Source organism: Candidatus Bathyarchaeota archaeon (genome assembly GCA_025059045.1).
Lineage (GTDB): Archaea > Thermoproteota > Bathyarchaeia > Bathyarchaeales > DTEX01 > JANXEA01.
In genome coordinates this window covers 111,239-137,301 of record JANXEA010000007.1, presented here as the reverse complement: position 1 = coordinate 137,301, position 26,063 = coordinate 111,239, and the positions used below count along the sequence as shown (strand labels likewise).

Below are 26,063 nucleotides of genomic sequence, written 5' to 3'. Positions count from 1 at the left end.
TGCCGGATCATTAATCGACCCGATGGGAACCAGGATTAGATCGTATTCCGTCTGGAATAATGGTGTCCCGTCAATCCTCATGAGATCAGTAAACGATGTGACGGGGTCGTATGTGCCTACAACTCTGAAATCGCCGAAGATCCGGCCTGAAGTAGATTCCCCTAAGATTTCCTCTACAGCTAGAGTCACATACTCATTTATCTTTAACCCCAACGTCGTGGGAACAATGGCAACAGATTTTCCCGGGACAAATTCATGCCAAGCGGCTGTAATATGCGCTGCAAGATTGTAATATCTTTGCATGAATTCCGGGTTGACCCCAAGTATTTCAACGGTATAATGATAGTTGTTAAGGATAACTTGCCCTATTCTGTTTAGCGACCCATCCGCTGTCATCTCCCAAGGTTTTATCCCTTCAATGTAGGCTAACTCTTTACACCATGTTTGTGCACTCATCCACTCTATGTCATAACTTGTGAGAGGGGATAAGTATGTGTTAGGTTTCAATATAATACCTTGGGCGCTAGTCCCCTTCCATTCAGATCGGATCTTAATTTCCCGATTCATCGAGATGTTAACGAACACGATGGCTGATGAAACCATAATTGTGATGGTGATTAATGTTAGGAGGGTGCGGGACTTCCTTCTTTTCAGGCTTCTAATACCTAATTGGACAGAAAGATCTGTGACAGCCTTCTTCCTAATTGAGAATAGGAGCATGAAAAAGTATGTTAGGATTCCAATTGCAAGGCATCCGAGAAGAGATAACGCTAAACCAGTTTGTTGTCCACCTACCATTATTGCGTATGCTATTTTCATTGACGGATGAGTCAAGGAAAACATTAGTAGAATTAGTGAAAACACGGTAATCTTACATAACAAGCGGTTTCTATTTTCAGATGCTTCTTCATATATCATGCTCGCCAACAGTGAGGCAAGACCATACGCAAAGAAGCTAATTCCGATCGATGTTGCCACAGCCAGCATCTTGATATTTGCAAACCACCCCTTGAGCTCTGCGAGCTTCTGATCGCATATCGACGCACCTCCCAATGCAGATTCATACTCCCCAATTTCGTAAAGTCTTACTGCACGCTCCAGAAGGCTGCCTATTGCGCGATACTCGTCGCTCTCAGTTATAGTTGGGTATCCGCATGCCCTAAGCCACTCAATTTCATCTTCAACAATTGACAATTGATTGTGTGCGTATACCTCTGCAGCATGCTGCACCCAGTTGATCAAAGTGGTGTTATCGTTCACCGTTGTGATTATTGGGGAGAATAAATTTGCCTTTTGTAGCTCATAGTCTGCCCATGTTCTTACTCCATGGAATATCGTGACAGGGTAATTTATTGGGAAGAAATAGTAGCTTTGAAACTGATTTCCAGTGCTAATGTTGGTTTTGAATGCTGGTACGAGAAAGAGGGTTTCTTTCTTCCCGTTTACAGGGTTAATATCTGAGACTAGGACAAGTTTGCCTCTTAAAAGCCATATTGTTCCTTCCAAACAATGATAGTTCCCATAGTTATTATATTCTAAGTCGATTTGTAAACCTCGATGTATTGTCCAGTTTTTAGAGTAGCTTGCCGAGTAATTACGTGTTGATGCACTATAATCTTCTATGAACACGTTTTGCACCTTGATTAAAGTATAATTGTCTGAAATGAAGATGTCCGTTAACCTTCTATTTCTAAATGAAGATGTTGCTAAGACGTTGCCTAAGAAAAATTGAACCGTTCCCGTCTCATTGGTTATGAGTGCCGAAATTGTTCTGGCACCCTGATCTGTAAAGAGGGATACATTCACTTTTACATTAGAGATCGGTAGATTCGTGTTAAAATCTCTAAAACGTAGAATCAGCCATAACGGAACAACATTCGCCTGCATGACTGAAACCTCTTCCGCCCTCACACACATTGCTAATGAAAGAATGCAGATAATGGCAACCGTCAAATACCTGGCCATTGACGTACTTATCTAACCTCCCTTCCCTCAAGCTCCATAATCTTCGTCTCATACTCCTCTCTTAGTTTCCTATAGATCCTATACTCTACGAGTCCACCATTATACATTGCCTCAAGCTTATTCAGCATACTTCTATACTTTCTAATTGCTAGGGGAGCTCTCAGCCTTCTTCTTTCTAAAAGGGCCGTCAATATCAATGTTGGAATGGTAACAATTATTATTAATAGCCATGAGGTAGCCTTAATACTACAAAAAACAGTTCTTTCGAGGTCACTGTTAAGCGGATTTACGAGTAGGGATCCAGCATAGATTCCTGATGAACATGAGATCTCATATGTTCCAAACGGTAACAGAATTGAGAATTTCCCGTACTCGTCCGTCTTTGCGGATAAAAGAAATTGACTTTGTGTACGTGAAAGGATTCTCCTAATGACCAGATCAGCCTTCGGTATGACATTGCCAGATTGATCAGCAGAAGTAAGCTTTAGTCGATAAACTGTACATTGGATTGTCTGATATTTGCTCTTAGTAATGTCAACTGTGCCTGACCAAACCAGTGTTCCAGCTAACTCGACATTAACCGTGTAATTGCCTGCCGAGATACGTTCTCGCATGATGAAACCATTCTCATCAGTATATCCGCGGAATATGGGATTCCCTCCACTAAGTACAGTAACCATCGCGTTTGGAAGCGGTTCACCGGACGCTGTTGTAAATGTTAGCGCAAAGAAAGTTTTGTTGCACACAATTATCAATGAAATTGGATTCTGGATGTCAACAACTCTTGCGGCTATTACTTCTTCAGCATAAACCTTTAGAAGATATGTCCCATTCCAAATGTCGACGAAATAAGCTTTTCCAGACGAGTCAGTTTTAGTATAACTTCTCAAGGGACCAGTTTCTCCAGTCAGAATAGTATAGACTGTTGGAGAGGTAAACGTCATTTTATCGAAAAGAAAAACCGGATGATCATCTAGCGGTTTTCCATCCATATCTACACATGTAACAGTCAGATTATATGTCCAGCATCTTATCTCGAAAACTTTGCTATCCATTAGGGATATGTACTCTTTACCTACCAAACGATTTTCATGAATAATAGAAACGGTGTATGTTTCGTCAGAAACGTATATATTACGTTTCTCTACATTTCCAGTTCCATTAGTTTTGTCTAAAAGAATCATATGCCCGCTAAAGGTACGTAAAATTAGTGTCGCGTTTGAGATTGGCTGACCGGAGTTTGACACTACTTTAAATCTTATGTCTGCCCTAGCGCAGCGCAGGGTAAGATTAGTAGGCTCTGAAATATTAATTATGAATTCCCCTGTGGCTGGCTCTAGATACTTCTTTATAAGCTCTCCAAGTAAATATTCTTCGATCCAAACGCCTTTACCTACTATCTTTACCCTATAAGTTCCATTCCATAATCCCGTGAAACATGCTGCCCCTTTTTCGTCAGTTTCAACCTGTCCAATCAAGCGTCCTTCTCTTTCAGTTTCGATCATGTAGCTCTCAAAGAGGCCGATATCATCGTTTGCATCTTGCAGATAAGTATAGTAAGCGGATATAATAGTGTTGTTGGCTGGAGGATTGTTAAATATTATTTCTCCATCATCATAATCTATATTATAGTTTGTTGTGAGTGAACCGTTTAGGTATATCTTTTCAGTACCCCTGAATATGTTCTGATAACCTAAATTGAATACCCTTTGTATACCGTTTGCGACAGCTACCTTTACCGGGACTCTAGCGACCTGATCATAAAGGAGAACAGTGTGATTAGCCAATGGGGTATTGTCTGATCCAACAAGGTTGATGCGGAGATTATAGCACCAAGTATTAATCACGAAGGTCTCATCCTGGGTGACTATTATCTTTTGGCGTCCTAATGTGCGGTTTCCATTATCAATAGTAACTATGTAGGTACCAGCCTTAACAAATGGCACATCGGCATGCCCAGTTTCATTTGTCATTCGGGATGTAAAAATCCGTTCATGTAGGTCATAGATTGTCACCTTCACATTTTTTATGCTTGTCTTGTTTTCCCAATCTCTAACCCACAATGTTATATTATATAGTTGTTCATAGTTGGCCTGTGGCTCCGCCAATACAAAAAGTCCAACGTGTTGAGTAACAAAATCATGTAGTAATAGGACAAGGAAAAAAGTTATTATCCAAAGTAAGGTCTTCTTCATTGCGTTTCCCTCAAGAGATCAGAACATCTGAATACCTTCGTGTCCATGTCATCAATGAATTTGCGGATATTTGCGATTTCTTGCTCAGTATTTCTTAGGTTTCCCTTCAGTGTGCTGATTCTACTCTCAAAGACGACTTCTTCAAGTTCACCCACGGCGAACCTTACTTCAAGTTCCTTAATCTCATCCCTCAATTTTGAGGCTTCAATCTCCAGATTCATTATCTGCTCTATTTTATTACGTCTTATTTCAGTCCACTTCTCCAAGATAGATGCTAAGCGTTGCTGTAAAAGCGATACTGTTCTTCTGTTTTCCTCAGAATTTGCCCATGCTGGAGTCTTATTCTTCAGTAAGGATAGGTAGTTCTCAATTATTGAAGTTTCCTCTTCAATTGACATAGATGACAAGACGGACTCAATCCTATTTATGATTCCTTCCCACCTCTGCATATCCGGTGAGTAGGCCACTTGATAGGGTTGTGCCGATCCAATTCGGCTTGACTGCTCTTGTTGAACAGTTTTACGTTCGCTCTTTTCTCTTATCAAACCTATCTTCGCCCTAGCCTTCGTCAACTCCAAAGCATCCCTCAGATGGAATATGTTTTCAACAGATAACGATAGATCCTGTGTCAATTCATCCCTTAATAGACGATAAGCGTTTTCCGTTATCTCCCCTGATCTGAACATTTTTCCAAGTTCTTCCAAGCTCGTGTTAGTTTGTTTTACATGTTTTATGCTGGACTCGAATTGTTTTAGATACTCTTCCGCCTCCTTTTCTAGCTGCCTTAAGGACAATCCCCCTAAGAATTCCCTCTTTTCAGGATGGTCTACCACCTGAAACGCGTCGATTGATTTCTGGTATGCATTAGGTGAACTAGTTTTTCGCCTCGAATCGAGATGCAAATCCTTTTTTTGACGCCTAAAGAAACCCAACTTTACAACCTTTACCCAACTGGTATATTAAAGCCTCAATCACGGGTATTTTCACCTTATCTTGAGGCACCACATTTGATATAAAGGTAGCACCACAAATGCGTTGATAAATCTGGGCATACAGCAGTTTTCGCGTAAAGACGGCGGTCGATTGTGTCTTGCGGATCCCTTTTTTCACACTGCTCCCCTATAATCTCATTCGTTATCCTTTTTTTGATCGTAATGTATATTAAAGCCTTTTCCAAAATCATGCCGAAATCCAAAGCCCGGTCAAGATTATGCATCTTGAAAAACGTTCAGCGAAAACAAGTATGATTAATCTGCATCCTGCATATTCAATTAAATTCTGCAAGACCCTGCGTTATAGTGAGATGCCGGTGTGCTGGCCGTAACCCGTCTTCTGTTTTTAGGCGGCATTCAACTAAACGGGCTACCCGCGTCTCATACAGTTTCATTGACGCCTATTTGCCCTTTCACCCCGCAGGTCAGCCGTTTCAACGTTTCCAGTAAGCCTACTCGGCGACTTAGCACGCCTCAACGTCACAGGCTTACTGGACGTTCCGTTTCTGTTCTGGAGCCGGGGCTCTCGCCCCACGCCTTGCGGCGTTGCGGTCTGTATGGTGGACGGAGTTTCCTCAGACATGCCTCCAATGGGGAGGTGCTGTCCGAGAGCCGCCCGCCAGCTCACCGGCAATATTAATGTCGTATTTTTTAATGATAAATGTTTGGTTTTTTCCTCGGTTATGTTGTCTTTGGACTGTAAAGCGCGGGTTGTCTGGAGAAATGTGTGAGCGTATTCGTTGAGTTACAGTTTGGGCATTTCGATAATTCGTTTATGAAGGTTTTTTGACATGAATGACAGAAGGTTATGGTTCTATCAAATGTGTAGAGCCCGATCTTGTAGTCACTAACTATTTTTTTGGTTAAGGCTAGTAGGCTATCAGCGTCTGCATCAGGGTCAGGGGATGAAATCTTGATTAGGTGTCCTCCTGGAGTAATTTCGTGGAATCGTGACTCGATCTCAAGAGTTTTTTCAAGAGTTAAGCTGGTTTCTTGAGGAGTTATCATGACGTTTGTATAGTAATGGTTCCCTTCTCCTCCATGTGTAAAAACTTTACTATAACCGAACTTTTCGACATCTAAAGTTGCAAGCCTTCTTGCTCCTTGAAGGTCAGGCATCAGTGACAAGGCGCATCGTATCTTTCGTTTCTTAGCATAAGTTTTAGCTTGGCTGGAAAGAAAATTCGCGGTCTCCTCTGCAAATTCTAGCGCTTCATTGGATTCATGGGGCAACTTCCCCAACATTGATTGAGCAGTTTCGCTTAAACCGACAAAACTGAGAAGGGAGGCAGAATTTTCAAGTCTGAAGTAGGGGTCACCATCGTCCTTTTGACTTAGAAACGGTAGTAGACTCTCATTAATGCGGTTTGTGATTGTGCGATACTTGATTTCAAGAGCTCTAAGGCTTTTCTCAGTTACTCCTAAGAGTTTTTCGAAGAATTTTCTCCTGTCTCCTTCTGCTTCGTATGCGGCTCGTGGGAGATTTATCGTGACGTACCCTGTGCACCCAGTTCTTATTGTATCTAGTTCCCAATCTTCTCTCCATTCGCAGCCGAGCCTGAACCCACTTGCGGTATATGAGACGCATGGAAGCGGCTCCCAGAAGATATTTGCGAAATATGTTATGCCGCTCACTGCGAGTCTATGCGCGTCGTAAATCACCTTTTCTGCATCTCCTCCAGAGAAGACCTCTGGTCGAACCTTAATTATTACTGCAGGGTTAAAGATCGGATTATCTTCCATCTCGCTCATCAAGCACTCCATTGTCAATGATGCAATGGTTTGACTCTCTTCAACATAATCACCGTATACACCATCATTTTTTCCCTTTGGACCGACTGCAATACAATTTGTTAAATAGACAGGTAGCGCAGCCTCAAATCCAAGAGAAACGTTGGTTGATAAAGTAAGATTTACCGTGTGAAGAAAGAGTTTGAGTTCATCCTTTATCTCATCATTTGAGAGCCCTATAATGTAAGGTGCCAAGTATAAATTGAAATAATCAACGCATTGTTCGCATGATATTTCATAGGAGCTCATTTGAAGCAAATTTGCCAATAGTGTTAGGGCCGCCCTAAAACTTTTTGGAGGTCTCATAGTTTTCACATTGGAAACCCATTTTTTCCATAGTATCCCTCGCTTAAGGAAGAACCTCAGATCATGCATAACTGAGTCAACTTTGAGAATCCACTGTCCAAGATTTTGTATGTTAAGTGCTCCAGAAATGTGTGCATCCGCTATATCCCTTGGAAGTATATTTAGAAGGGTGTACTCCTCCAGGACACGGTTTCCCGCAGCATTACGGATCTCCTCTACCTCTACCGAGCGCATACTCAAACGCTTAAAAAGTTGGGTTACATCATAGATTGGGAGACCTACACGGGTTAGTTTATGCCTGTACTCTTCTAGGCCGTGCTCCACTAGGATTGCATTAACGAATTCTCTAATGAGAGGGGCTGTGACATATTTTATGCCTAGTTTGAGTAAACGCTTCTCTGCTTCCCTTGCGATTTTCTGGGCAAGTTCAATCGGGACCCCGGCTTCACGGGTAAGTGATTCAATTATTCTATTTTTATCGAAGTTCTCTATTGAAAGGCGAGACGTTCGCACAAGCATTTTCTTTTTAAACGCGTCTTCATCGAGTTCATCAGCAAATTCGACAACAGTCTTTCCAATCTCGGTTAGCAAATATTTTTTAGAGTCAGGGTCAGGCTCGATAAGATTCATGCTCAGTAGCGTTTTTAAGTGATATGCAAATCTTCCTGCATCCCTGCTTGGATTAAGTTTAAGATGGCTCATTATTTCGGTATATGTCAATGACCCTTTCTCATACAATAACATAAGAATATTCAGCCTTAAGGGAGAGGCAACAGCCTTCAGAATCCTAGAACCTAACCTTCTTCTTCGAGCCAAATTCGACTCTCCAACCTGACATCTTTATTATCTTCTATCTTCAAGGTATAGATTTTTTCACCGAGGTGCTGGGGGATTACACACCTCTTATATGCGTAATTGAAACGATGAGGATATATATTTTCCCATTAATCAATTTCAAGTGGAATTTTATTCGTGATACCATTAATAGACATTATTGTGTTAATAATTTCTGAGATATAAGCGCATTTTATGTAAGAAAAATATCATCTTTATTCATTGTCTCCAAGGAAGATATGTCGAACTCTAGACTCAGATATGTCTCCCCATATTAGCAACTTATAATTTAAGTGGAAGGTCCAGCTCTTTTTTGGTTGAAGCAAATTGTCCGAGAAGTTCATCAAGAAGTGGGAAGGTCAAAATGCCAGAATACTTACACTATCTTTTAAACAGCCTACGTCTCTTAGAACTAAAGTTCAGGTTGCTCTTAGAAGAATAGAAGCACAGGTTGAATGCCTTCAAACCACCTTAGACAAATTAATAGATAGAGACAAACACCTTTTTTCGGAGACAGTAGAAGCCTATTCACGGGGGCAGCATCAAAGAGCCAAAATAATCGCTAATGAAATAGCTGAGTTGCGACGAATAACAAATCTCATATTGAGCAGTCAGTTGGCACTAGAGCAAGTTGCACTAAAACTTAGGACAGTAACCCAGATGGGCGACATGATATCTGTTATTGCACCAGCAACGAAGGTAATAGAAAATGTAAAATCGGGAATATCCAGCATCTTACCGCAGGCTGAAAAGGAACTTGAAGATATCGGAATCCTCCTTAACGATATCATGATTGAAGCTGGAGAAATGTCAGGTTACTCGGCGAACATTACTGTGGCAAGCGAGGACGCAAAATCTATACTTGCAGAGGCTGCTGCTATTGCCGAACAGAAGATGAAGGAGAAGCTTCCCGATCTTCCTGCCTTAAAGCAGCCTGAAGGATTTAAACAAGACTTTCTCTAATTAGTTGGAAGGATGGACTTGGCGGGATATAGCTGGGATGCCAAAATAGTCGGTAGCAACGTTATTGATGTAGACGGGAGAGAGATAGGATCCGCGGCCTCTCTCATCTATGATTTTTGTGGTCAAGTTAAAGAGATTTTAGTAGTGCATAGAAACGAGTACATCAAGAGATATCCTATTGAGCAGTTCAGGGTTTATGAAGACGGGATAATCTTAAGGACCGACATAGATGACAAGATCGAATTTCTCTTGGATACTATCCCTCTTGTTAGAAGGAAGAAAAAGGTTCTGGACCGCCTGTTAAACGAGGAAAGAATACCTAAAGAAGTATACGAACAATTGAACGAATTCTTCAGTAGAATGCTGGGTGATGCCCAATCCTCGGCTAAAGGGGTTCTTATCGAGATAAATAAGCAGATACGAATGGAAGAAGATAACATCAAGAAATTGCATCTTGCAAGAATTTTTCTTGAGATTGAGCATGGGATGGGAAATTTGAAAGATGAGATATACCAAAGATCGATTGCATCAATATTAACAGAGGTGAAGAACACTTCATATCGAAGGGCTAGGCTCCAAAGATGTAAGGAGAGAATTAAGCATCTTCTAGAATCTGAGCTGGAAGAACAAGTTGAGTCTTCTGAACCTGAACTGACTGGTGTGTAAGTCCAGATAAATTGCCAAAGATTTTCATCTTAACTTACACAATACTATTTTTTAGGCAACAATCACATAGTATTGCATGGGTGCAGACTAGTGTTGAATCGGATAGAGGCTGAGAAAGAATTATGTATGATCATAAAAAAGACGAATGCATTAGAGTTTGGAGCATTTAAACTCTCCAGCGGGAGGACTACTCCCTACTATCTTGATTTAAGAGTTATTCCAAGTTTTCCCGAAGCATTTCATAGAGTCGTTGATATTTTGAGGGATGCCATAATAGAAGATTTGGGAGTTGACAGTTTTGACAGAATATCAGGTATACCCTCTGCAGGATTGCCCTTTGCTTCGCTGATAGCATATCATTTGAATAAGCCTTTCCTCTATACTCGGCAAAACATTAGACTTAGGGGTCGCGAGAGAAGAGTTGAAGGCATCCTCATGCCCGGTGATCGCGTTTTGCTTGTTGACGACTTAGTCACTACTGGGCTGAGCCTAAGAAGAGCGGCTTCTGCGATAAGGGCTGAGGGCGGGGTGGTCTCCGATGCTTATGTCATTCTTGACAGGGAGGAGGGAGGCTGTAAACGGCTCGAGAATGCCGGCATAAAATTGCATTGCATAATCAAAATAAGTAGTGTTGCAGAGACGCTTTACGAGATAGGCGCCGTTGATGAAGATCAGTTGAAGATACTTCTTAAGCAGGTCAGAAAATAGCATTACAACGTATCTTATGATTAGTAGTTTGTGGCACGTGAAATAATGAGCGGAGCTTCCCAGTATAAACTGATTGCATTTGATGTTGAAGGGATATTGATACCTGAGGCTCGATTCTTATTTTTTGAGGTTGCATGGAAACTAGGAATAAAGAAATTTATCCTATCAGCATTTTTTGGTTTGCTCTACAAAGCGGGGTTCTTATCATTAAAAAGGGCGGTTAAGCTTATTTATCGTCTTTTTAAGGGGATGCATGTGCAGACCTTTATATCATTTTTTGAACAGGTTCCATTTCTGCCTGATGCCGAGATGGTAATAAGTGATCTGAAAAAGAATGGTTGGAAAATCGCGTTCATAAGTTCAAGCGTTCCTGTAATTGCTCTGAAAAAGTTGAATGAGAGATTCAAGGCGGATTACCTGCAAGGACCAGAAATTGGATTGGATGGAGACTGCTTGACTGGTGAGATATGGGGTGAAGTTTTGGAAACTGAGGGCAAAGCTCTTGCTCTAAAACGGATATTGTCAAACAATATTCATGTGAATCCATTTTGTGTTGGTGTGGCGGATGATCGAAATAATCTTCCGATGCTTGAGATATGCAACATTAAAATAGCGTTTAACGCGGATATCTTTGTAACACAAATCTCAGATTACATTATCAGAGAAAGCCTTTTTGAATTGACCGAATTTCTTCAAAGTGAAATGAAAGAGAGAAGAGTTGGCAGGAATCTCTCGCCAAGAGACATAATACGTGAATTGATCCATATGAGCGGCTTCATCCTGCCTTTTTTGTGCATTTCATTTTTTGATAGATACTACGCTTCTTCAATAGTCTTTTTGGCATCCACGTTATATGCTGTGTCGGAGATTGAAAGATTGACCGGAAGAAATGTACCGATAATATCACGAATCACAACCATGGCCGCTGGAAAATTTGAATTATACAGTTTTGTTTCCTCACCGTTATTCTATGCTTTTGCAATTATTGGGGCGCTTCTATTCTACTCAGAGACAATAAGCTACGTTTCCATAACAGTGTTAACCCTAGGTGACAGCTTCGCTACACTCTTCGGCAAACTATTAGGCAGGACAAAAATTCCCTTTAACAAAACTAAAAATCTAGAAGGCACAATCTTTGGTTTCATAGCAGCCTTCCTTGGATGCCTCTGTTTCACAGATCCCTTCAGAGCTTTCGTCGCGTCCTTTGTAGGCATGTCAATTGAGCTACTGCCTTCCCCGGTTAATGACAATATTACAATACCGTTGGGTGCGGCATTATCTATCGTACCTACGTTTCCAAAGATGTGAATATGAATAAACATCAAAGTTCTTAAAGAGGAGAATTATATTTTTAGTATCACCTGCTAGAGGATTTCGGCTTAATGATCCGTGAGATAATACTGGAAAATTTCATGTCATATGAGTATGCAAGAATACCTCTCAAGCGAGGAGTTAACATAATCTGCGGTCCGAATGGAGCGGGTAAATCCTCAATCCTTCTCGGCATATCTGTAGCATTAGGACAATCATATACGGAGAGGTCGAAAAAGCTCAGCGACCTCATCAGATGGGGAAAAGACATTGGAAGAGTCACCATTGTTCTGGATAATTCTAAAAAAATGGGGCGCCGTCCTGTTCCGAGGATTTCAAAGGATTATATATCTCTTACCCGTGTTTTGAGGAGGGATGGAAATTACTGGTTTGAGATTGATAATGTTCATGCCACAAGGTCTGAGGTCTTAAGGCTTCTCTCTAACTTTGGCATTGACCCAGACAATATGCTCATAATTATGCATCAGGACATGGCTGAGCAGTTTGTGGTTCTCTCCAGCCAAGAAAAACTCAGGCTAGTGGAGTCTGCTGCCGGTATCGAGCCATATAGGAGAAACGTGCTTGATGCCCAAAAGAAGTTGACCAGAATATTAAGTCAAGAAGAGTCGCTTTCAAAGATGCTTGAGTCTGCTGAGCAAACACTTAACTATTGGCGAGGACAATATGATCGCTATCAGCTTAAGAAGCAGCTTTTACTTAAGAGGCGTTTTCTTGAACGGGAGCTTAGATGGGCTGAGGTTGCAAGGGCGGAAGAAAAACTTTCGCAGCTTGAGAATGCTTTGCGAGGCAAGACTGATGAGATGAAAGAGATAGATCAAGCGGTAGAGCGAAGGGTTCGAGATGTAGAGTATTTGTCGATGAATCTTAAAGAATTTAAAGAGAAGTGGCTTAAGCTCTTTGAGGAAAGGCTCGCGCTAGAGAGGCAGAGGGCCTATCACGAATATTGTACGGTTAACAGCGAAAAAGTCTTCTCGGAACTATACGATCTAGTAAATATTGTAAAGGATAAAGTAAAGGTGAATCTCGAGGCACTTTCATCGACCTTAGAAAGGCTCAAAGAATTTGGTCATGATGCTTATGCTTCTCTATCTGAAAGTTCAAGTGAGATCCTCAAGGATCTTGAGAAGATGTCTCAACTTATAAGTGCTAGAATATCTGGCCTTCAAAACTCTGCTAGAAGCGCTCAGAGGGAGGCGTCAGAGCTAGAGACAAGGATTAGAGACATTATACATTCAATAAATGATCTCGACTTAAAAATCGAAGAAATAGGCAGCCAAATAGTTGATAAGAGAGTTGAGCTTGGAATTCTTGATTTCAAAAGGAAGGAGTTACGCAAGGAGATAAATGACATCAATGGTATGATTGAATCTTCAAAAGTTCAGATTGTCTCGCTGGTAAGCCAAGCAGATGCTTTAGGTCCTAAGATCGCCGTTCTAAGGTCTCCTGAAGATATACTTGATGAGATCCGAGTACTAGATGGGCGAATAGCCGCGATGGAAGACGTTTCTGAGGATGTTGAACGAATGTATGAGTCATATTCAAAGTTATATTTCGAGCTAAAAGAAAGGGCGCAAATAACCGCTGAGAATAAGGAGCGCGTTTTAGAAGAAATCAGGGTTAGAACTGATGCTTGGCGCAAGATTATTCACGATCTTCTAGATCACGTCAATTCCGAGTATCAAAGGATATTGTCACAGGTGAATGCGGCAGGATTTGTTCAAATAATAAATGAACATGACATCGAGGCAGCTGGAATCGAAATACATGTTGGATTTAAAGGGTCTAGACCAGTCCCCTTAAACATATACTCGCAGAGCGGCGGAGAGAGGAGCACAGCAGTTATGGCGTTTTTGCTTGCGCTTCAAAGACGCGTAAGATCACCATTTCGAGCTATAGATGAGTATGACGTGCATATGGATCCAAAAAATAGAGAGACGATAGCCAATCTTTTGATATCATCTGTTGGCGGAGGAGACGCCCAGTATCTCGCCATCACACCTAACCAGATGTTTTTCCAAGGAAAAGATGTGAATATAATAACAGTCCAGAACATAGAAGGATCCTCATTTGTGAAGGAGGTTAGTGGATAGATGGCTTCTCACACAAAGTCCAAAAAATTAGCTATGGATGAATTGAAAAGGATAATTGAATTTTGCCAGTCAATTGAAGAAAAAGGTTTAGACCCATTCTCAGTCGATGTAAAAGATTTAATCTCGGTGATAAGGGCATACTTTCCCAGCTGGGACAAGCCTGAAGAATTCTGCTTAGACGCCGAAGCTATAAATAAAGTAGCTTCTGTCATCAAGATGCAGAGCGATTGGATTAAGCACAGGGCAACGTCCTTATACAGGGATCCATTCCTCATTGAAGAGAAGCTTCGATCATTACCATCTGAAAAGATTGCGGAGCTATTTCTACAATCTTGGAGACCGGTAATTGAACTTGAGCACATATCGCTTCAGAGTCTACAAGAAGCCAAGAATTATTGGGATCACTTACCTCCTTTGGAGGGAAGATGGAGCAAGGTCGCCGTTAACCCAGAATCAGTTACTGTCTCAAAGGAAGAAATGATCAGGCAGGGCGTACTTTCAGGTGAGGCCTTCAGCATGGAGCTGGAAAAGCTATGGGAGGAACTTAAGAATGCCGCGGAGAAAGATGGTCGCGTTCAATATTGGAAATTCATTTTCAGTCAAAGCTATGAAGAAACAATTAAAAGGGCTTATTTGACAAGTTTCCTGGTGACGTATGGATATGCTACATTGGAAATTCACCCTTTAGAAGAGAAGATCTTTATCCGTCCATCTGAAAAGCCAGCCGTCAAGAAGGATGTGGATTTTTTCTCTTTTCCAATATCAATAAGCTTTGAGGAATGGGTGAGATGGAAGCAAAGCCTAGAGGCATAAGTCGAAAAGCCTCATATGCGATAAAGATGAAGCGGGCAGTACATCTCCTATTTTATAAAAAGCATCGAGATCCAGGTGTAAAAGGTTGGGAGCTTAGAAAGGCCCTTGGCTCAGAATATCCAAGAGTGCTAAACTTATTGGATAGCTATCTTGAGAAGCTTGACTTAAAAGTTAAGACAGTTTTTGAAGATGAAATAACAAACCCTGAGAACCCGACATTAGAACAACTCGATAAAGCGAGATTCTATGTTACTTTAAGAGGAACCCTTACACCCAAGGAAACGAAAATGGTTGGTTGGCGGATAGACGATATAGCTGCATTAGCAGTTTCGTTAGGATACATAATATCTAAGGGCGGTAAAGCGCCAAGGAAGGAGGTTGAAGATTTCTTGGCTGTTAAGCTCCCAAAATGGAGAGTGGACATAAACCTTAACCGCTTCATAAGGTTGGGATATATTTATGAGGATGAAAACACGACGTTATATTTAGGTTGGCGGACAAGAGCCGAGGTCGATCAAGGCCGGCTTGTCGATCTCCTTCTACAATCTGAGAGCAAAGTAAAAAATGATGCTCATGATAATTAATAGATGCGAGATGTGTGTTGAGGTGGAGAACGGTATATTTTTTAAGGGCACGAGATTGACTGGTGGTGATTGGCATGGCGGGTAATCTAGTCGTCGTAAAGGTTGGAACAAGATGCTTGACAACGGAGAATGGAGCTCTAGATTTGGAAAAGATGGGTCGCATCGTAGATCAGATAGCTCAAGCCGTAAAGAAGGGTTACCGCATCATTTTCGTAACATCCGGAGCGATTGCCTCCGGAATTGCTGAACTTGGTGTTACACCTAATCCTAATGACATAGTTTTTAAGCAAGCATGTGCGGCTGTGGGACAAAGCATACTCATGAGCTACTACAGAGAAATGTTTAGGAAACATGGCCTAAAAATTGCACAGATTCTCTTGACTGAAAATGACCTATCAAATAGAGTCTCATATCTACATATATGCAACGTCTTAGACAGACTTCTTAGTTTAGGTGTAGTTCCTATCATAAATGAAAACGATGTTACATCAATTAGTGAAATAATCCCAGTTATGAAAGGGTACAAAATCAACTTCAGCGATAATGACATTCTTTCGGTTTTAATAGCCAATGCAACAAATGCAGATCTTGTGATAATTCTATCAACCGTCGACGGCCTGTATACGAAAAATCCGAATAAGCCTGGAGCAGAGCTTATCAGAGTAGTAGAAAAAATTACACCTGAGATAAAAGAAGCAGCTGAAGGAAAAGGAAAACTGGGAAGGGGCGGTATGAAGACAAAGCTTCAAGCGGCTGAGATTGCGATGCAAAGCGGCATACCCCTGGTCATCGCGAATAGTGAAAAAGAAAACGTAATTCTTGACGTCTTAGATAACAAGCCTGTTGGAACATATTTTATCCCATCAGAAAAGGCAATTTCAGGAATAGAAAAGTGGATAGCATATGGAGCAACTGTCAAAGGCAACATTTACGTAAATGATGGGGCGAAGAAAGCTATCCTCAACGGTGCAAGCCTACTCGCGGTTGGGGTCGAAAAGGTTGAAGGAAGTTTCCAAGTTGGTGATGTAGTGAGTATAAGTGGGATGGACGGAAAAGAGTTTGCCCGAGGAATAACAAATTATACTAGTGAAGAAATCAATTTGATCAAGGGGATGAATACGACCCGGATTAGGAAGATTTTGGGATATCTTAGGCAAAAGGAGATAGTAACTAGAAAGCGTATGCACTTAATGCTTGAGGAGGCTAACTAATTGAGTAATATAATATTCGAGATATGTAAGAAGGCGAAATTAGCTTCCTATGAATTGGCCAGACTGCCAACGGAAAAGAAAAATGCAGCTCTAAATGCTATGGCGGGCGCTCTGGAGAGTAATATGGATGCTATCTTAGAGGCGAATAGACAGGATGTCGAGGCATCAAAGAAGAAAGGCGTCAAGGAGGCGCTCCTAGACAGGCTCCTGCTGAATGAGAAAAGGATAAGAAACATGGCTAAGTGCCTAAGAGAGGTAGCGAATCTTCCTGACCCCATAGGTGAGATTGTCAAAACTTGGACAAGACCGAACGGACTTATAATTGGTCAGATGAGAGTTCCTCTAGGAGTTGTAGCCGTAATTTATGAGTCTAGGCCGGACGTTACCTCTGACGCGGCAGGCATTTGTCTAAAATCTGGGAATGCGGTAATTTTGAGAGGCGGATCGGACGCTATTAATTCAAACATTGCGATCGGCAGAATTCTAAATCAGGCAGCCATAAAAAATGGGATTCCTGAAGGAGCAATACAAGTCGTTCCAACAACCGATAGATCAGCCGCTCTCGAACTTATGAAGATGCGCGACTACGTTGATGTACTGATTCCGAGAGGGGGAGCTGACCTAATCAAAGCTGTTATAGAAAATGCAAAGGTCCCAGTGATAGAAACGGGAACCGGGAACTGTCATATTTACGTAGAAAAGGACACCGACTTTGAAATGGCAATAAACATCATTATTAATGCCAAATGCCAACGGCCTGGGACCTGTAACGCCGTTGAAAAGGTACTTGTTCACAAGGAAATCGCAAATGAGTTCTTGCCGAAAGTAATCAAAGTTCTACGTGAACATAATGTAGAAGTGAGAGGATGCGAAGAAACTCGAAAGATAGTGAGCGATGTCATTCCCGCAACAGAAGAAGACTGGTACACTGAATATCTTGATCTCATCATAGGCGTAAAGGTTGTAAGCGGGATCGAAGAAGCCATTGCCCACATTAATAAGTATGGAACAAAGCATTCAGACGCTATTATTACTTCAGACTTTAGTAAGGCTCTGCGTTTCATAAGAGATGTGGACTCAGCTGCTGTCTATTGGAACGCCTCTACCCGATTTACAGACGGTAACCAGTATGGTCTTGGCGCTGAGATTGGAATCAGCACCCAAAAGATTCATGCACGAGGTCCTATGAGCGTACAACATCTAACGACGACGAAATATTTTGTTTTAGGTCAAGGACATGTAAGAGAGATCTGAAAGATAAATATCTTATGTTAGTTAGATACACGAAATAATTCATCCCAAATCCGCAATTCAAAAGGATCGTTTTAAGCATGTATATAGAACGCGAACTATTATTGAGTATACTAAAGATGGGAAAGAACGTTTTTCGAATCGATGATCTCTTGGGAGAGTCAGAGATCCTTGAAAGCCTGGTAAGAGAGATCATCAAGTCTAATTTAGATAAGGGATTGTGGAAGTTTGACGGTGAGATCTTAATTGCAAATTCTCAGCAAAGATTGTTAATTGCTTTAAGGGCTCTGGAGTTGGGGGCAGATATTGAGAGAACATGTAAATTTCTAACGTGGGAAGAGTTCGAAGACTTTGCTGTTCTTGAGTTTGAAGCAAACAACTTTAATGTGACAAAACACTTTAGGTTCAATTGGTTGGGGAGAAGATGGGAAATAGACCTGCTAGGAATAAAGAAACCATTCGTAGTCTCGGCGGATTGTAAGCATTGGAAAAGAGGGTGGAGAGGATCTTCCAGCTTAAAGGCAGCCGAATTCCAGATTGAACGAACAAAAGCTCTAGCAGAGGCTTCACCTCTCCTTATAGAGAAAATTGGATTACATGGATGGAAAGAAGCTTACTTCATGCCAATTGTATTATCACTATTGCCTGCTGCAAATAAATTTCATATGGGCTGCCCGATTGTTCCGATCCTCCAGTTTCGCAGCCTACTGGTTGAGTTGCCAGCTAGAATCCAAGAAGTCGCATATTATCATAAAAATTTTTGGTCGAATAAAATGACCAATTTAAACAAGAATTAATTTACCAAACTTCGCATAATTATGGTTTTATTTTCTGTCCTGTATGCTACATTTCATAATTTAGCTTACTCCTTGAAAACTGATTTATCCGCAAATTTGCCTCTTATTTCCACGATCACCCTTATCTGACTCGTCGAAAACAATAATCGCTTAATATGGTAATGTTGTTCTGTGTGATAAGAATTTTTATAAAGGATTTCGGCTATCTTTTTAGACCTAAAAGAGGCTTGAATAATGGCTAATTTGAGCAAAGATCTAATAAAGATAGTTAATATATCCATGCCGTTCCCCTCGGAAGTCATAAAGGCCTATTCAAGGTTGGAGGACGTTTTTACTAGCGGGGATCTTGCAAAGGAATCCAACATACCGAGGTCAACTGCGAAATACTATATTCGCAAAATGCTCGAGATGCATATGATCTCAAAGGTCCCATATAGGAAGAAATATCAGAAATATGCAAATGCGAAGTATTTCTCAGATTGGCTTCAAGATCTAATAAGGCTTGCAATAAGACCTCTGGAAGAGAGTTAGATAAGCGAGAGATTCGCATGTCTCTTAGAGATTTAGCTTTGAAGGCTAAGGGTGGACTGCGTGGGCGTAAGGGTAGAATACTCACCGTTAAGGAGATAAAGAGAATAAGAAAAAGAGGCTACCATGCAGAAAGAGAATTAGTTAGGAAGCTGCGTGCTCTTGGTTTTCAATCTGTTAGAGTTCCAGTTTCTTCTCCGAGCAAGGAACCTTTGCCTGATGTCTTTGCAGTAAGAGGAAAAAGTCTTCTTGCCTTTGAGGTTAAAGCCCTAAACGCTGAACGCGTCTACTTCAAGAAGGACCAAGTTGACAAGCTATTTAGATTCTTGGAGATGTTCGATGCCTATGAGGATAGATTTGCCATCTTGGCTGGAAAGTTTCCATATAGGTGGGTATTTAAACAGGTTAATGAGGTTGCCGATTATGTGATCAAATGCGATGAGAGCAGCAACATAAGATTAGATCGCATATAGAATCTAAATTTTTCCTTAGGAGGATGAATGAAAAATGCTCGATATTGTAACGATAATCAGAATATGTTCCAGTTTGATGACCACTTGCAATTGTGGTGATGATTAATATGGTCTAGCTAATGCTTCTTCGCGAGACGATCTATCAAATCCATATTATACAATAGCAAGGTTAGGCTTGTTGTTTCACAATTTGCTGATCCTACAGGCTCGCTATCTATATTCGAATGGCTGATTATTCCGCTATTTTCTTGCTGTTTAGACCAGAGGATATTTTCCTATTTCATGGAAATCTGGTGTTTCAAATCTTATGACCTTGGCAACATACAATAAGAGAGCTAACTTATAGTTAGCATAAAGAGTTTCCTCATTAAAGGCTTTATCCCTTAGCCCCTTTCCATCAAACGCGTTGTAAGCATTCAAAAAAATATTTTTCATCTTCAGAGAGATTTCCTTTAAAGAAGTTGTTAAGAGAGTAGTATAGGCATAAATCCGTATATTCCTCAAAGTCTGTAAAGACAGATCCATTATGAATCATAGTAAAATAATTGCCCGAAAAATTGCCCAGATAAATAATGTTTCCATGTCTGACAGTATCGAATTTTTCACCTGGTACAACTTCATATAAATTGCTTTTCAAGCCAAAACTATTAAGCTTTTGTTTTGTCCTTAAAGAATAATTAGCATAAAAAGGTTGAAGAGCTAATATGCAAAGTAATTGTCACTATAGAGTTAGAAAACGTTTTGAAATGTTAATTTCCCAAGTTCAAGAAAATATTCATTTAAAAAGCGGTCCCCTACTTTTCGCTTTCAAAAATTAAGCCGAGATCCTCATTGTAATGTCATATCACATAGCCTATGGCTTTTGATATCTTGATCTTATCTAAATAATTATGATGCAGAACCAGTAATTGATAGATTACATAGATAAAAGGGGTGAAGTGAAATAAGAAATATTAGGAAGAGAAATGTAGGCTCCTTTTGCATATTTCAATCAACAAATAGTTAAGTTCTTTCAAGCTTTCCCTAGAAAATTCTGTTGAAGCATATGATGGTGCATGGAAACCTTTAATTTGGACAATGTTGCAATCACAATGCGCTTTAAAATAAACAAAACAAAATTGTGAGAGGAGCGAATGTTCAAGGAACATGATGGACAATTTTATTGATGAATTATCTTACGGTGGTGGGGTTGTTGCCCGCTCTAAGCTGGCTTCAATGGGTTATAATTATCATGACAGCTGTCTCCATCGGGTTGACAAAAACTGGGATCCCTGGGCTGAGCATATTGTTCATACCCCTCATGGCCGAATACTTTCCAGCTAAGGCTTCAACCGGGATAGTTCTGCCGTTACTCATGCTTGCCGATGTGTTCGCAGTTATCTATTATCGGAAAAATGCAATTTGGCATCATCTCCTTAAACTCTTGCCTTGGACCTCAGTTGGCGTTGTGATAGGATATGTAGCAATGGGAATGATTAGTGACGCTCAACTGAAGCCAATAATCGGCGCAATAATCTTGATCATCCTTATGTCAAATTTTTGGTTTGAAAGGAATAGGAAGAGTGAAGATTCAATTCCTCAAAAGATGTGGTTTGCTGCTGGGTTAGGAATCGCTGCTGGCGTAACAACCATGATGGCTAACGCTGCCGGAACAATATTCACGATTTATCTTTTAACAATGAAGATACCGAAGACCGAATTCGTCGGGACGAGCGCTTGGTTCTTCTTCATACTGAACTGGTTCAAGTTTCCGTTCAGTGTAAGCTTGGGACTAATCACTCTTGAGACTCTGCATCTTGACTTCATGATCTTCCCAGCGGTTGCGGCTGGCGCTATTACAGGCATACTGCTTTTAAAAAAGATACCTGAAAGTGAGTTCAGAATTATTGTACAAGTTCTCGCTGCCTTGGCTGCGATAAATCTACTGATCTAAAATGGCACATTCGCAGAGAATAATGTTGATGCTCTTGTATACTTCAACCCAATTTGGTCGAAACTAGTGTCCAAAGATGCGAAAGTCCATTTCTTAGGAAGCCTCCGTGATCTGAATTCGCTGAAAAGCCGAAAGGAGGTTAGTTCTGGTTTTTTCTAAATATTTTGGACAATTTTTGTGACCGAAAATATATTCAAAGGAATCTCTTATCATAATAAAAGACGGTATTTTTGTCCATACCAGTATAGTTTATTCAGCCTGCCAAAGTATGCTATTAAAAAGAATAATATGTGATTTGGCCGCAATCTTCTGCATAGCGATAAGTGAGAGGTTATTCACTTTCTTTAAATACAACATTTTTCTAGGTGGGAAAACCTATTGTCGATAGATCTTCGACGGCTATAAAGGTTAGTCATGTCAGCAATAACATTTTGTGATTGTATGCTCAGTGATGTTAAAACGAGCATTTTTAATAACGGTAATACCATTGCATCTTAAATTACTTAAATGTATGGACATCATTAATTGGATAAGCATTTTTCATAGCTGAAGAACACCTTAAGCATTTAGATTGTTTAAAGTTGGTGCTGAGTGATCGTCCAATTAAGCGTAAATTGTATACAAAAGCATCAACATTCCGCTTTGATCGTTTCACCGTCACCTTTATATCTATTAATAGGCCATTAGAAGAGGGTAACGCCTGTGGGATTTTGATGAGCTTCGTCCTCGATTGGCTCAGAAGGGCGATTCGTAAACCGCCTGTAGCAATATTCTTGATTTCTGTTTGTCTTTCATCACTTACTGGGTATGGATATATGTATGTAATTGCATCTTCTCATCAGTCAACCTTGCGTTCGGACTTTCTTCATCTTAAAACAGATCGTATGAGCCTTGAGTTTCCAAAAAATTGGGTTGCATTTAAAGGAGCATTTCAAAATGAGAGTGGGTCGTTTAGCACCGTGGTCTCCTTTAATCCGGTAACTGGAACATTTTTCGGCATACAACTTTATGATGAAAACGCAACTAGATTCCTATGGGAGACTTTAAGTTTTACTGACACTTCTTCAGTTGTAATGCAAATCGTTAACGACACATACGCAGCTGTCTTAAAGGATAATAATAGTTCTTTACTTATCTTCCAGAAAAATGACACCATGAAAGTCTCGAATCTCGACTTCACTTATTCTATAATTACTGTGACAAATGTGCCAGGTGGAACAAACAATTATTATAACTTAACAAGATTTATTGGAGCATGCCTCCATAACCGGGAATTAATTCTAATATTCTTCACTTCAGATGAATCTCGGTGGCTGATTGATTATGAAATTTTCCAAGCCATAATAAACTTATTGAGGGTTGGATAAGAAATGAAGGAATCAAACTCGAGCAAAATTGGAAAGTGGGATCTGATCTATGCACTCATAGGCGGAGGCTTGGGGTTTGCTGCTGTTTACACCCTGTACAGCATAATATTTTCTCCCGGAGGAATAGGCGCCCTTTATTGGTCACTTTCAGGTTTGGGGATATTGGGCGTCCTAAGCTTTCAAGAGGAGTTTCGAATCGCATCTGCGATTCTACAGTTTGGCCTTGTTCACTTAATTGGCTCATTCTGTGGCGGGTTTTATACTGGGTATAAAGTGCAGGAAAACTTAAAATTTATACTAATCATTCCGGGTGTAGTCATCTTTTCAGCCTTCATTATACTTTTATTTTTCGAGGGTGCATTCGCCAATTTCACGATGACAACTGTACTGGACACTATACTTGCTCCTCTATGCGGTAACTTTTTGGGCTCATATCTGGGAGGTTATGCCGCCAACTGGCCGACGGAAGAGGAAAGCGATTAGAACATGCAGAAGGATGGAAAGGAGTAACAACCCGATCCTTATTATTTTTATATGACAAGGAGTATAGTAATATCGTTGACATTCGTCCCTGTAGGACCTGTCATCACCAGATCGCCTAATCTCGAAAAGAATGAATATGAATCGTTGTTCCTTAAGTAATCATTAGCCTCCATTCCTAGCCTCTTGGAACGGGCAATCGTCCACCCGTCTACTAATGCGCCAGCAGAGTCTGTCGGTCCATCGACTCCATCAGTGCTTACAGACGCTAAAACCGTTTTCTCAAGTCCCTGAATCTTAAGTGCAGCTCCTAAGCAAAGCTCCTGATTTCTCCCACCCTTGCCCTGTCCTGTAACAGTCACCGTCGTTTCTCCCCCAGCTATTATGGCTGCAGGTGGAGAGATAGGGTTTCCAGATCTGGATATCTCTTTAGCAACTGTACCGAAAACTGTTCCTACATGCCTAGCTTCCCCTTCCAAAAGGGAGGTTAACAGCATTGTATTAAACCCCGAACTCTTCAGCTCTTCGGCTGCGGTTTCACATGCCAACCTATTATTGCCTATCACCACATTATGCACTTTCTTGAATGCTGGATCATCAGCTTTCGGTGTCTCCTCAACAAGGCCTTTGGCCCCGCTCATTAATAGCTCTCTAATTGACACAGGAATTTTGCTAAGGAGATCATATCTCTCAAGGATATCTAACGCATCGCTGAAAGTTGATGAATCTGGAACTGTGGGACCTGATGCTATCACATCTAAGGGATCACCAAGCACATCTGAGAGCAACAAACATAATATTGTAGCTGGGTATAGACTTTTTGCCAATCTTCCTCCTTTAATCCCTGAAAGATGCTTTCTGATGATGTTTATCTCGTTGATAGTCGCCCCTGATCTAAGCAATAGATCAGTAACTCTTTGCTTATCGCCTAAAGTTATCCCATCGTAGGGTAACGCCATCAAAGCTGAGCCGCCTCCCGAAATGAGACCTATAACAAGATCTTTTTCTCCGACCCTGCCCGCCAAATTCAAAATCTCTTTGGCGCTTGCTACGCTTCTTTCATCCGGGATCGGGTGACTACCCTCTACGACTCGGATTCTATGCATCTTATATCTCTGCGATTCTCCGCGTGGAACAACTATCACTCCATCTTCTATCCTTGACCCGAGAATCTCCTCTAGCGCTTTAGCCATGCTTCCACTTGCTTTTCCTCCTCCAACAACAAATATCTTGTCAAACTCATCTAGATTGAAGATTTTATCGTTGATTATGAGTCTGTTGTCTTTTAGCAAGACCTTGGATTTTATTATGGTTCTTGGGTCTACAGAATTAAGGGATTTTTCAATAACATCCAAAATAATCTCTCTAGCCCTTCGAATATAACTCGTCTCTGCATTACTAAGCAATTCCATCTTATTCTTTATTATTATAGTCAATCTGCTCCGCCACCAACCTAAAGATCCATAGATAAGGATAAATGGCGAGAATTTATATTCTCTTCTAAGGGCAGATCAAGCATAGATGAACCCTAGAGGCTTAATTTGTTATCCAATAGTTTATGAGTCTATATTATATGAGAAACTTAGTGATGAAAGGGTACGCTGCATACTTTGTGAGAGAAGATGTGAAATTATAAATTATGAGAAAGGCTATTGTGGAACACGTATAAATGTCGATGGAAAATTACTAACATTAGTCTATGGTAACATAAGTGCAATTGAGAATAGACCGATTGAAATAAAGCCTTTCTTTCATTACTGGCCGGGGTCTACTGCACTCACATTTTCGACGTGGTCCTGCAATTTTAATTGTCCTTGGTGCCAGAACTGGGATATCTCAAAGAAGTTCCCGGATATCTCAAACTATAGATATATCTCGGTTGATGAAGTCTTGGGTCTCGCCTTTCGCTATGGTTCAAATGGTCTTTGTTCAAGTTTCCAAGAGCCAACTTTATTGAGCGACTGGAATGTTGAATTATTCAAGTTAGGATCCTTAGCTGGACTATATTGTTGTTATGTTTCAAACGGTTACATGACCTTAGAAGCCCTGGAAATGCTGCGTCAGTCGGGTATGGATGGGCTGAAGGTGGATGTCAAAGGAGACAAGGAAACATATGAGCGATACTGTGGTGGTGTAGAGGTTGAGAAAGTTTGGAGAAATATTAGGGAAGCTAAGCGTATGGGAATTCATGTAGAGGTTGTTAATTTAGTGATCCCGAGAGTTAATGACGATGATGAATGCATGAGATGGCTGATTGAGAAACATATAAAGGAGGCCGGTCCGGAAACTCCTTTACATTTTACTCGATATTTTCCAGCCTACAAATTTTATGAACCTGCAACTAGCGTTCGTACACTTGAAAAGGCATACTGTATGGCTAAGAAGATTGGGGTTCTATTTCCATACATTGGAAATGTAACTGGACATAAGTACGAAAACACCTATTGTCCTAATTGTGGCGAAACCCTGATCAAGCGTTATGGCCCCAGCATCATCAAGTATAATATTACTCAGCAGAAGAAGTGTCCGAAGTGTGGGGTAGAGATACCTATTAGAGGATATAAAGTTAGGAGGCAAGTCTAACCATCCTGTGCTCACGCCGTCCATTCAATAATGGGCAATAAATTGACCCTTTTCATTATCTGGTGAAAAGAAAGGTAAATTAGGCTTATTTTCAGATCAAAAAAATATTCATAGAGACGACGATAAAAATTGTATGTCAATTTTTTGGTGAGAACCGAAATTTAATGTCTCTAACATTTCCATAGCGGCCTATCTAAGATG

General features: G+C 40.7%; 21 protein-coding genes and 1 other RNA gene. 16 read left to right on the top strand and 6 right to left on the bottom strand.

Annotated elements, in window-relative coordinates:
• The 5 genes from NZ952_02110 to NZ952_02090 all read right to left on the bottom strand — a co-directional run.
• Window positions 1-1,965: hypothetical protein (locus tag NZ952_02110; protein ID MCS7119985.1), on the bottom strand; the 1,965-nt coding region annotated here is incomplete at its 3' end.
• An 8-nt stretch (window positions 1,966-1,973) separates the two neighbouring features.
• Window positions 1,974-4,160 carry a carboxypeptidase-like regulatory domain-containing protein gene (locus NZ952_02105; GenBank protein MCS7119984.1) on the bottom strand — a complete coding sequence of 729 codons (2,187 nt, stop codon included), beginning with the start codon at window positions 4,158-4,160 and terminating at the stop codon, window positions 1,974-1,976.
• On the bottom strand, window positions 4,157-5,062 hold the full coding sequence (locus NZ952_02100) for a hypothetical protein (protein ID MCS7119983.1): 906 nt from the start codon (window positions 5,060-5,062) through the stop codon (window positions 4,157-4,159). The genes NZ952_02105 and NZ952_02100 overlap by 4 nt, the downstream gene beginning before the upstream one ends.
• Before the next feature lie 407 nt (window positions 5,063-5,469).
• Window positions 5,470-5,780: RNase P RNA component (rnpB, locus tag NZ952_02095), an RNA gene on the bottom strand.
• 53 nt (window positions 5,781-5,833) lie between these two features.
• On the bottom strand, window positions 5,834-8,065 hold the full coding sequence (locus NZ952_02090; protein ID MCS7119982.1) for an ArsR family transcriptional regulator: 2,232 nt from the start codon (window positions 8,063-8,065) through the stop codon (window positions 5,834-5,836).
• Between the two features lie 345 nt (window positions 8,066-8,410).
• Between NZ952_02090 and NZ952_02085 the strand changes: the two genes are divergently transcribed.
• The 15 genes from NZ952_02085 to NZ952_02015 all read left to right on the top strand — a co-directional run bounded on the left by NZ952_02085 (window position 8,411) and on the right by NZ952_02015 (window position 23,282).
• Window positions 8,411-9,046: a Snf7 family protein gene (locus tag NZ952_02085; GenBank protein ID MCS7119981.1), complete on the top strand. Its 636-nt coding sequence runs from the start codon at window positions 8,411-8,413 to the stop codon at window positions 9,044-9,046.
• Window positions 9,047-9,064: 18 nt separating this feature from the next.
• A complete protein-coding gene (locus NZ952_02080) occupies window positions 9,065-9,712 on the top strand; it encodes a hypothetical protein (GenBank protein MCS7119980.1) in 648 nt (215 codons plus the stop codon).
• A gap of 93 nt (window positions 9,713-9,805) precedes the next feature.
• Complete coding sequence (gene pyrE / locus NZ952_02075) at window positions 9,806-10,420, top strand: orotate phosphoribosyltransferase (GenBank protein MCS7119979.1); 615 nt, start codon at window positions 9,806-9,808, stop codon at window positions 10,418-10,420.
• 45 nt (window positions 10,421-10,465) lie between these two features.
• A complete protein-coding gene (locus NZ952_02070; protein ID MCS7119978.1) occupies window positions 10,466-11,728 on the top strand; it encodes a haloacid dehalogenase-like hydrolase in 1,263 nt (420 codons plus the stop codon).
• Window positions 11,729-11,802: 74 nt separating this feature from the next.
• On the top strand, window positions 11,803-13,842 hold the full coding sequence (locus NZ952_02065) for an AAA family ATPase (GenBank protein MCS7119977.1): 2,040 nt from the start codon (window positions 11,803-11,805) through the stop codon (window positions 13,840-13,842).
• Complete coding sequence (locus NZ952_02060; protein ID MCS7119976.1) at window positions 13,843-14,655, top strand: hypothetical protein; 813 nt, start codon at window positions 13,843-13,845, stop codon at window positions 14,653-14,655.
• A complete protein-coding gene (locus NZ952_02055) occupies window positions 14,631-15,239 on the top strand; it encodes a hypothetical protein (GenBank protein MCS7119975.1) in 609 nt (202 codons plus the stop codon). Before NZ952_02060 ends, NZ952_02055 begins: the two co-directional genes overlap by 25 nt.
• 74 nt (window positions 15,240-15,313) lie before the next feature.
• Window positions 15,314-16,450: a glutamate 5-kinase gene (gene proB, locus NZ952_02050; protein MCS7119974.1), complete on the top strand. Its 1,137-nt coding sequence runs from the start codon at window positions 15,314-15,316 to the stop codon at window positions 16,448-16,450.
• Window positions 16,451-17,704, top strand: coding sequence for a glutamate-5-semialdehyde dehydrogenase (locus tag NZ952_02045; GenBank protein MCS7119973.1), 1,254 nt, complete (start codon window positions 16,451-16,453; stop codon window positions 17,702-17,704).
• Window positions 17,705-17,805: 101 nt separating this feature from the next.
• A complete protein-coding gene (locus tag NZ952_02040; protein ID MCS7119972.1) occupies window positions 17,806-18,498 on the top strand; it encodes a hypothetical protein in 693 nt (230 codons plus the stop codon).
• Between the two features lie 234 nt (window positions 18,499-18,732).
• Window positions 18,733-19,029: a hypothetical protein gene (locus NZ952_02035; GenBank protein MCS7119971.1), complete on the top strand. Its 297-nt coding sequence runs from the start codon at window positions 18,733-18,735 to the stop codon at window positions 19,027-19,029.
• A gap of 17 nt (window positions 19,030-19,046) precedes the next feature.
• Entirely contained in the window at window positions 19,047-19,499 is a 453-nt protein-coding gene (hjc, locus tag NZ952_02030) for a Holliday junction resolvase Hjc (protein MCS7119970.1), read from the top strand.
• A 1,192-nt stretch (window positions 19,500-20,691) separates the two neighbouring features.
• Window positions 20,692-21,432, top strand: coding sequence for a sulfite exporter TauE/SafE family protein (locus tag NZ952_02025; protein ID MCS7119969.1), 741 nt, complete (start codon window positions 20,692-20,694; stop codon window positions 21,430-21,432).
• Between the two features lie 713 nt (window positions 21,433-22,145).
• Window positions 22,146-22,799, top strand: coding sequence for a hypothetical protein (locus NZ952_02020; GenBank protein ID MCS7119968.1), 654 nt, complete (start codon window positions 22,146-22,148; stop codon window positions 22,797-22,799).
• A gap of 3 nt (window positions 22,800-22,802) precedes the next feature.
• Window positions 22,803-23,282, top strand: coding sequence for a hypothetical protein (locus NZ952_02015; GenBank protein ID MCS7119967.1), 480 nt, complete (start codon window positions 22,803-22,805; stop codon window positions 23,280-23,282).
• 47 nt (window positions 23,283-23,329) lie between these two features.
• On the opposite strand, the gene NZ952_02010 is transcribed toward NZ952_02015, so the two are convergent.
• Window positions 23,330-24,715 (bottom strand): glycerate kinase, encoded by a 1,386-nt coding sequence (locus NZ952_02010; protein MCS7119966.1) that lies wholly within the window; start codon window positions 24,713-24,715, stop codon window positions 23,330-23,332.
• Between the two features lie 85 nt (window positions 24,716-24,800).
• On the opposite strand from NZ952_02010, the gene NZ952_02005 reads away from it, so the two are divergent.
• On the top strand, window positions 24,801-25,862 hold the full coding sequence (locus tag NZ952_02005) for a radical SAM protein (GenBank protein MCS7119965.1): 1,062 nt from the start codon (window positions 24,801-24,803) through the stop codon (window positions 25,860-25,862).
• The last annotated feature ends 201 nt before the right edge of the window (window positions 25,863-26,063 follow it).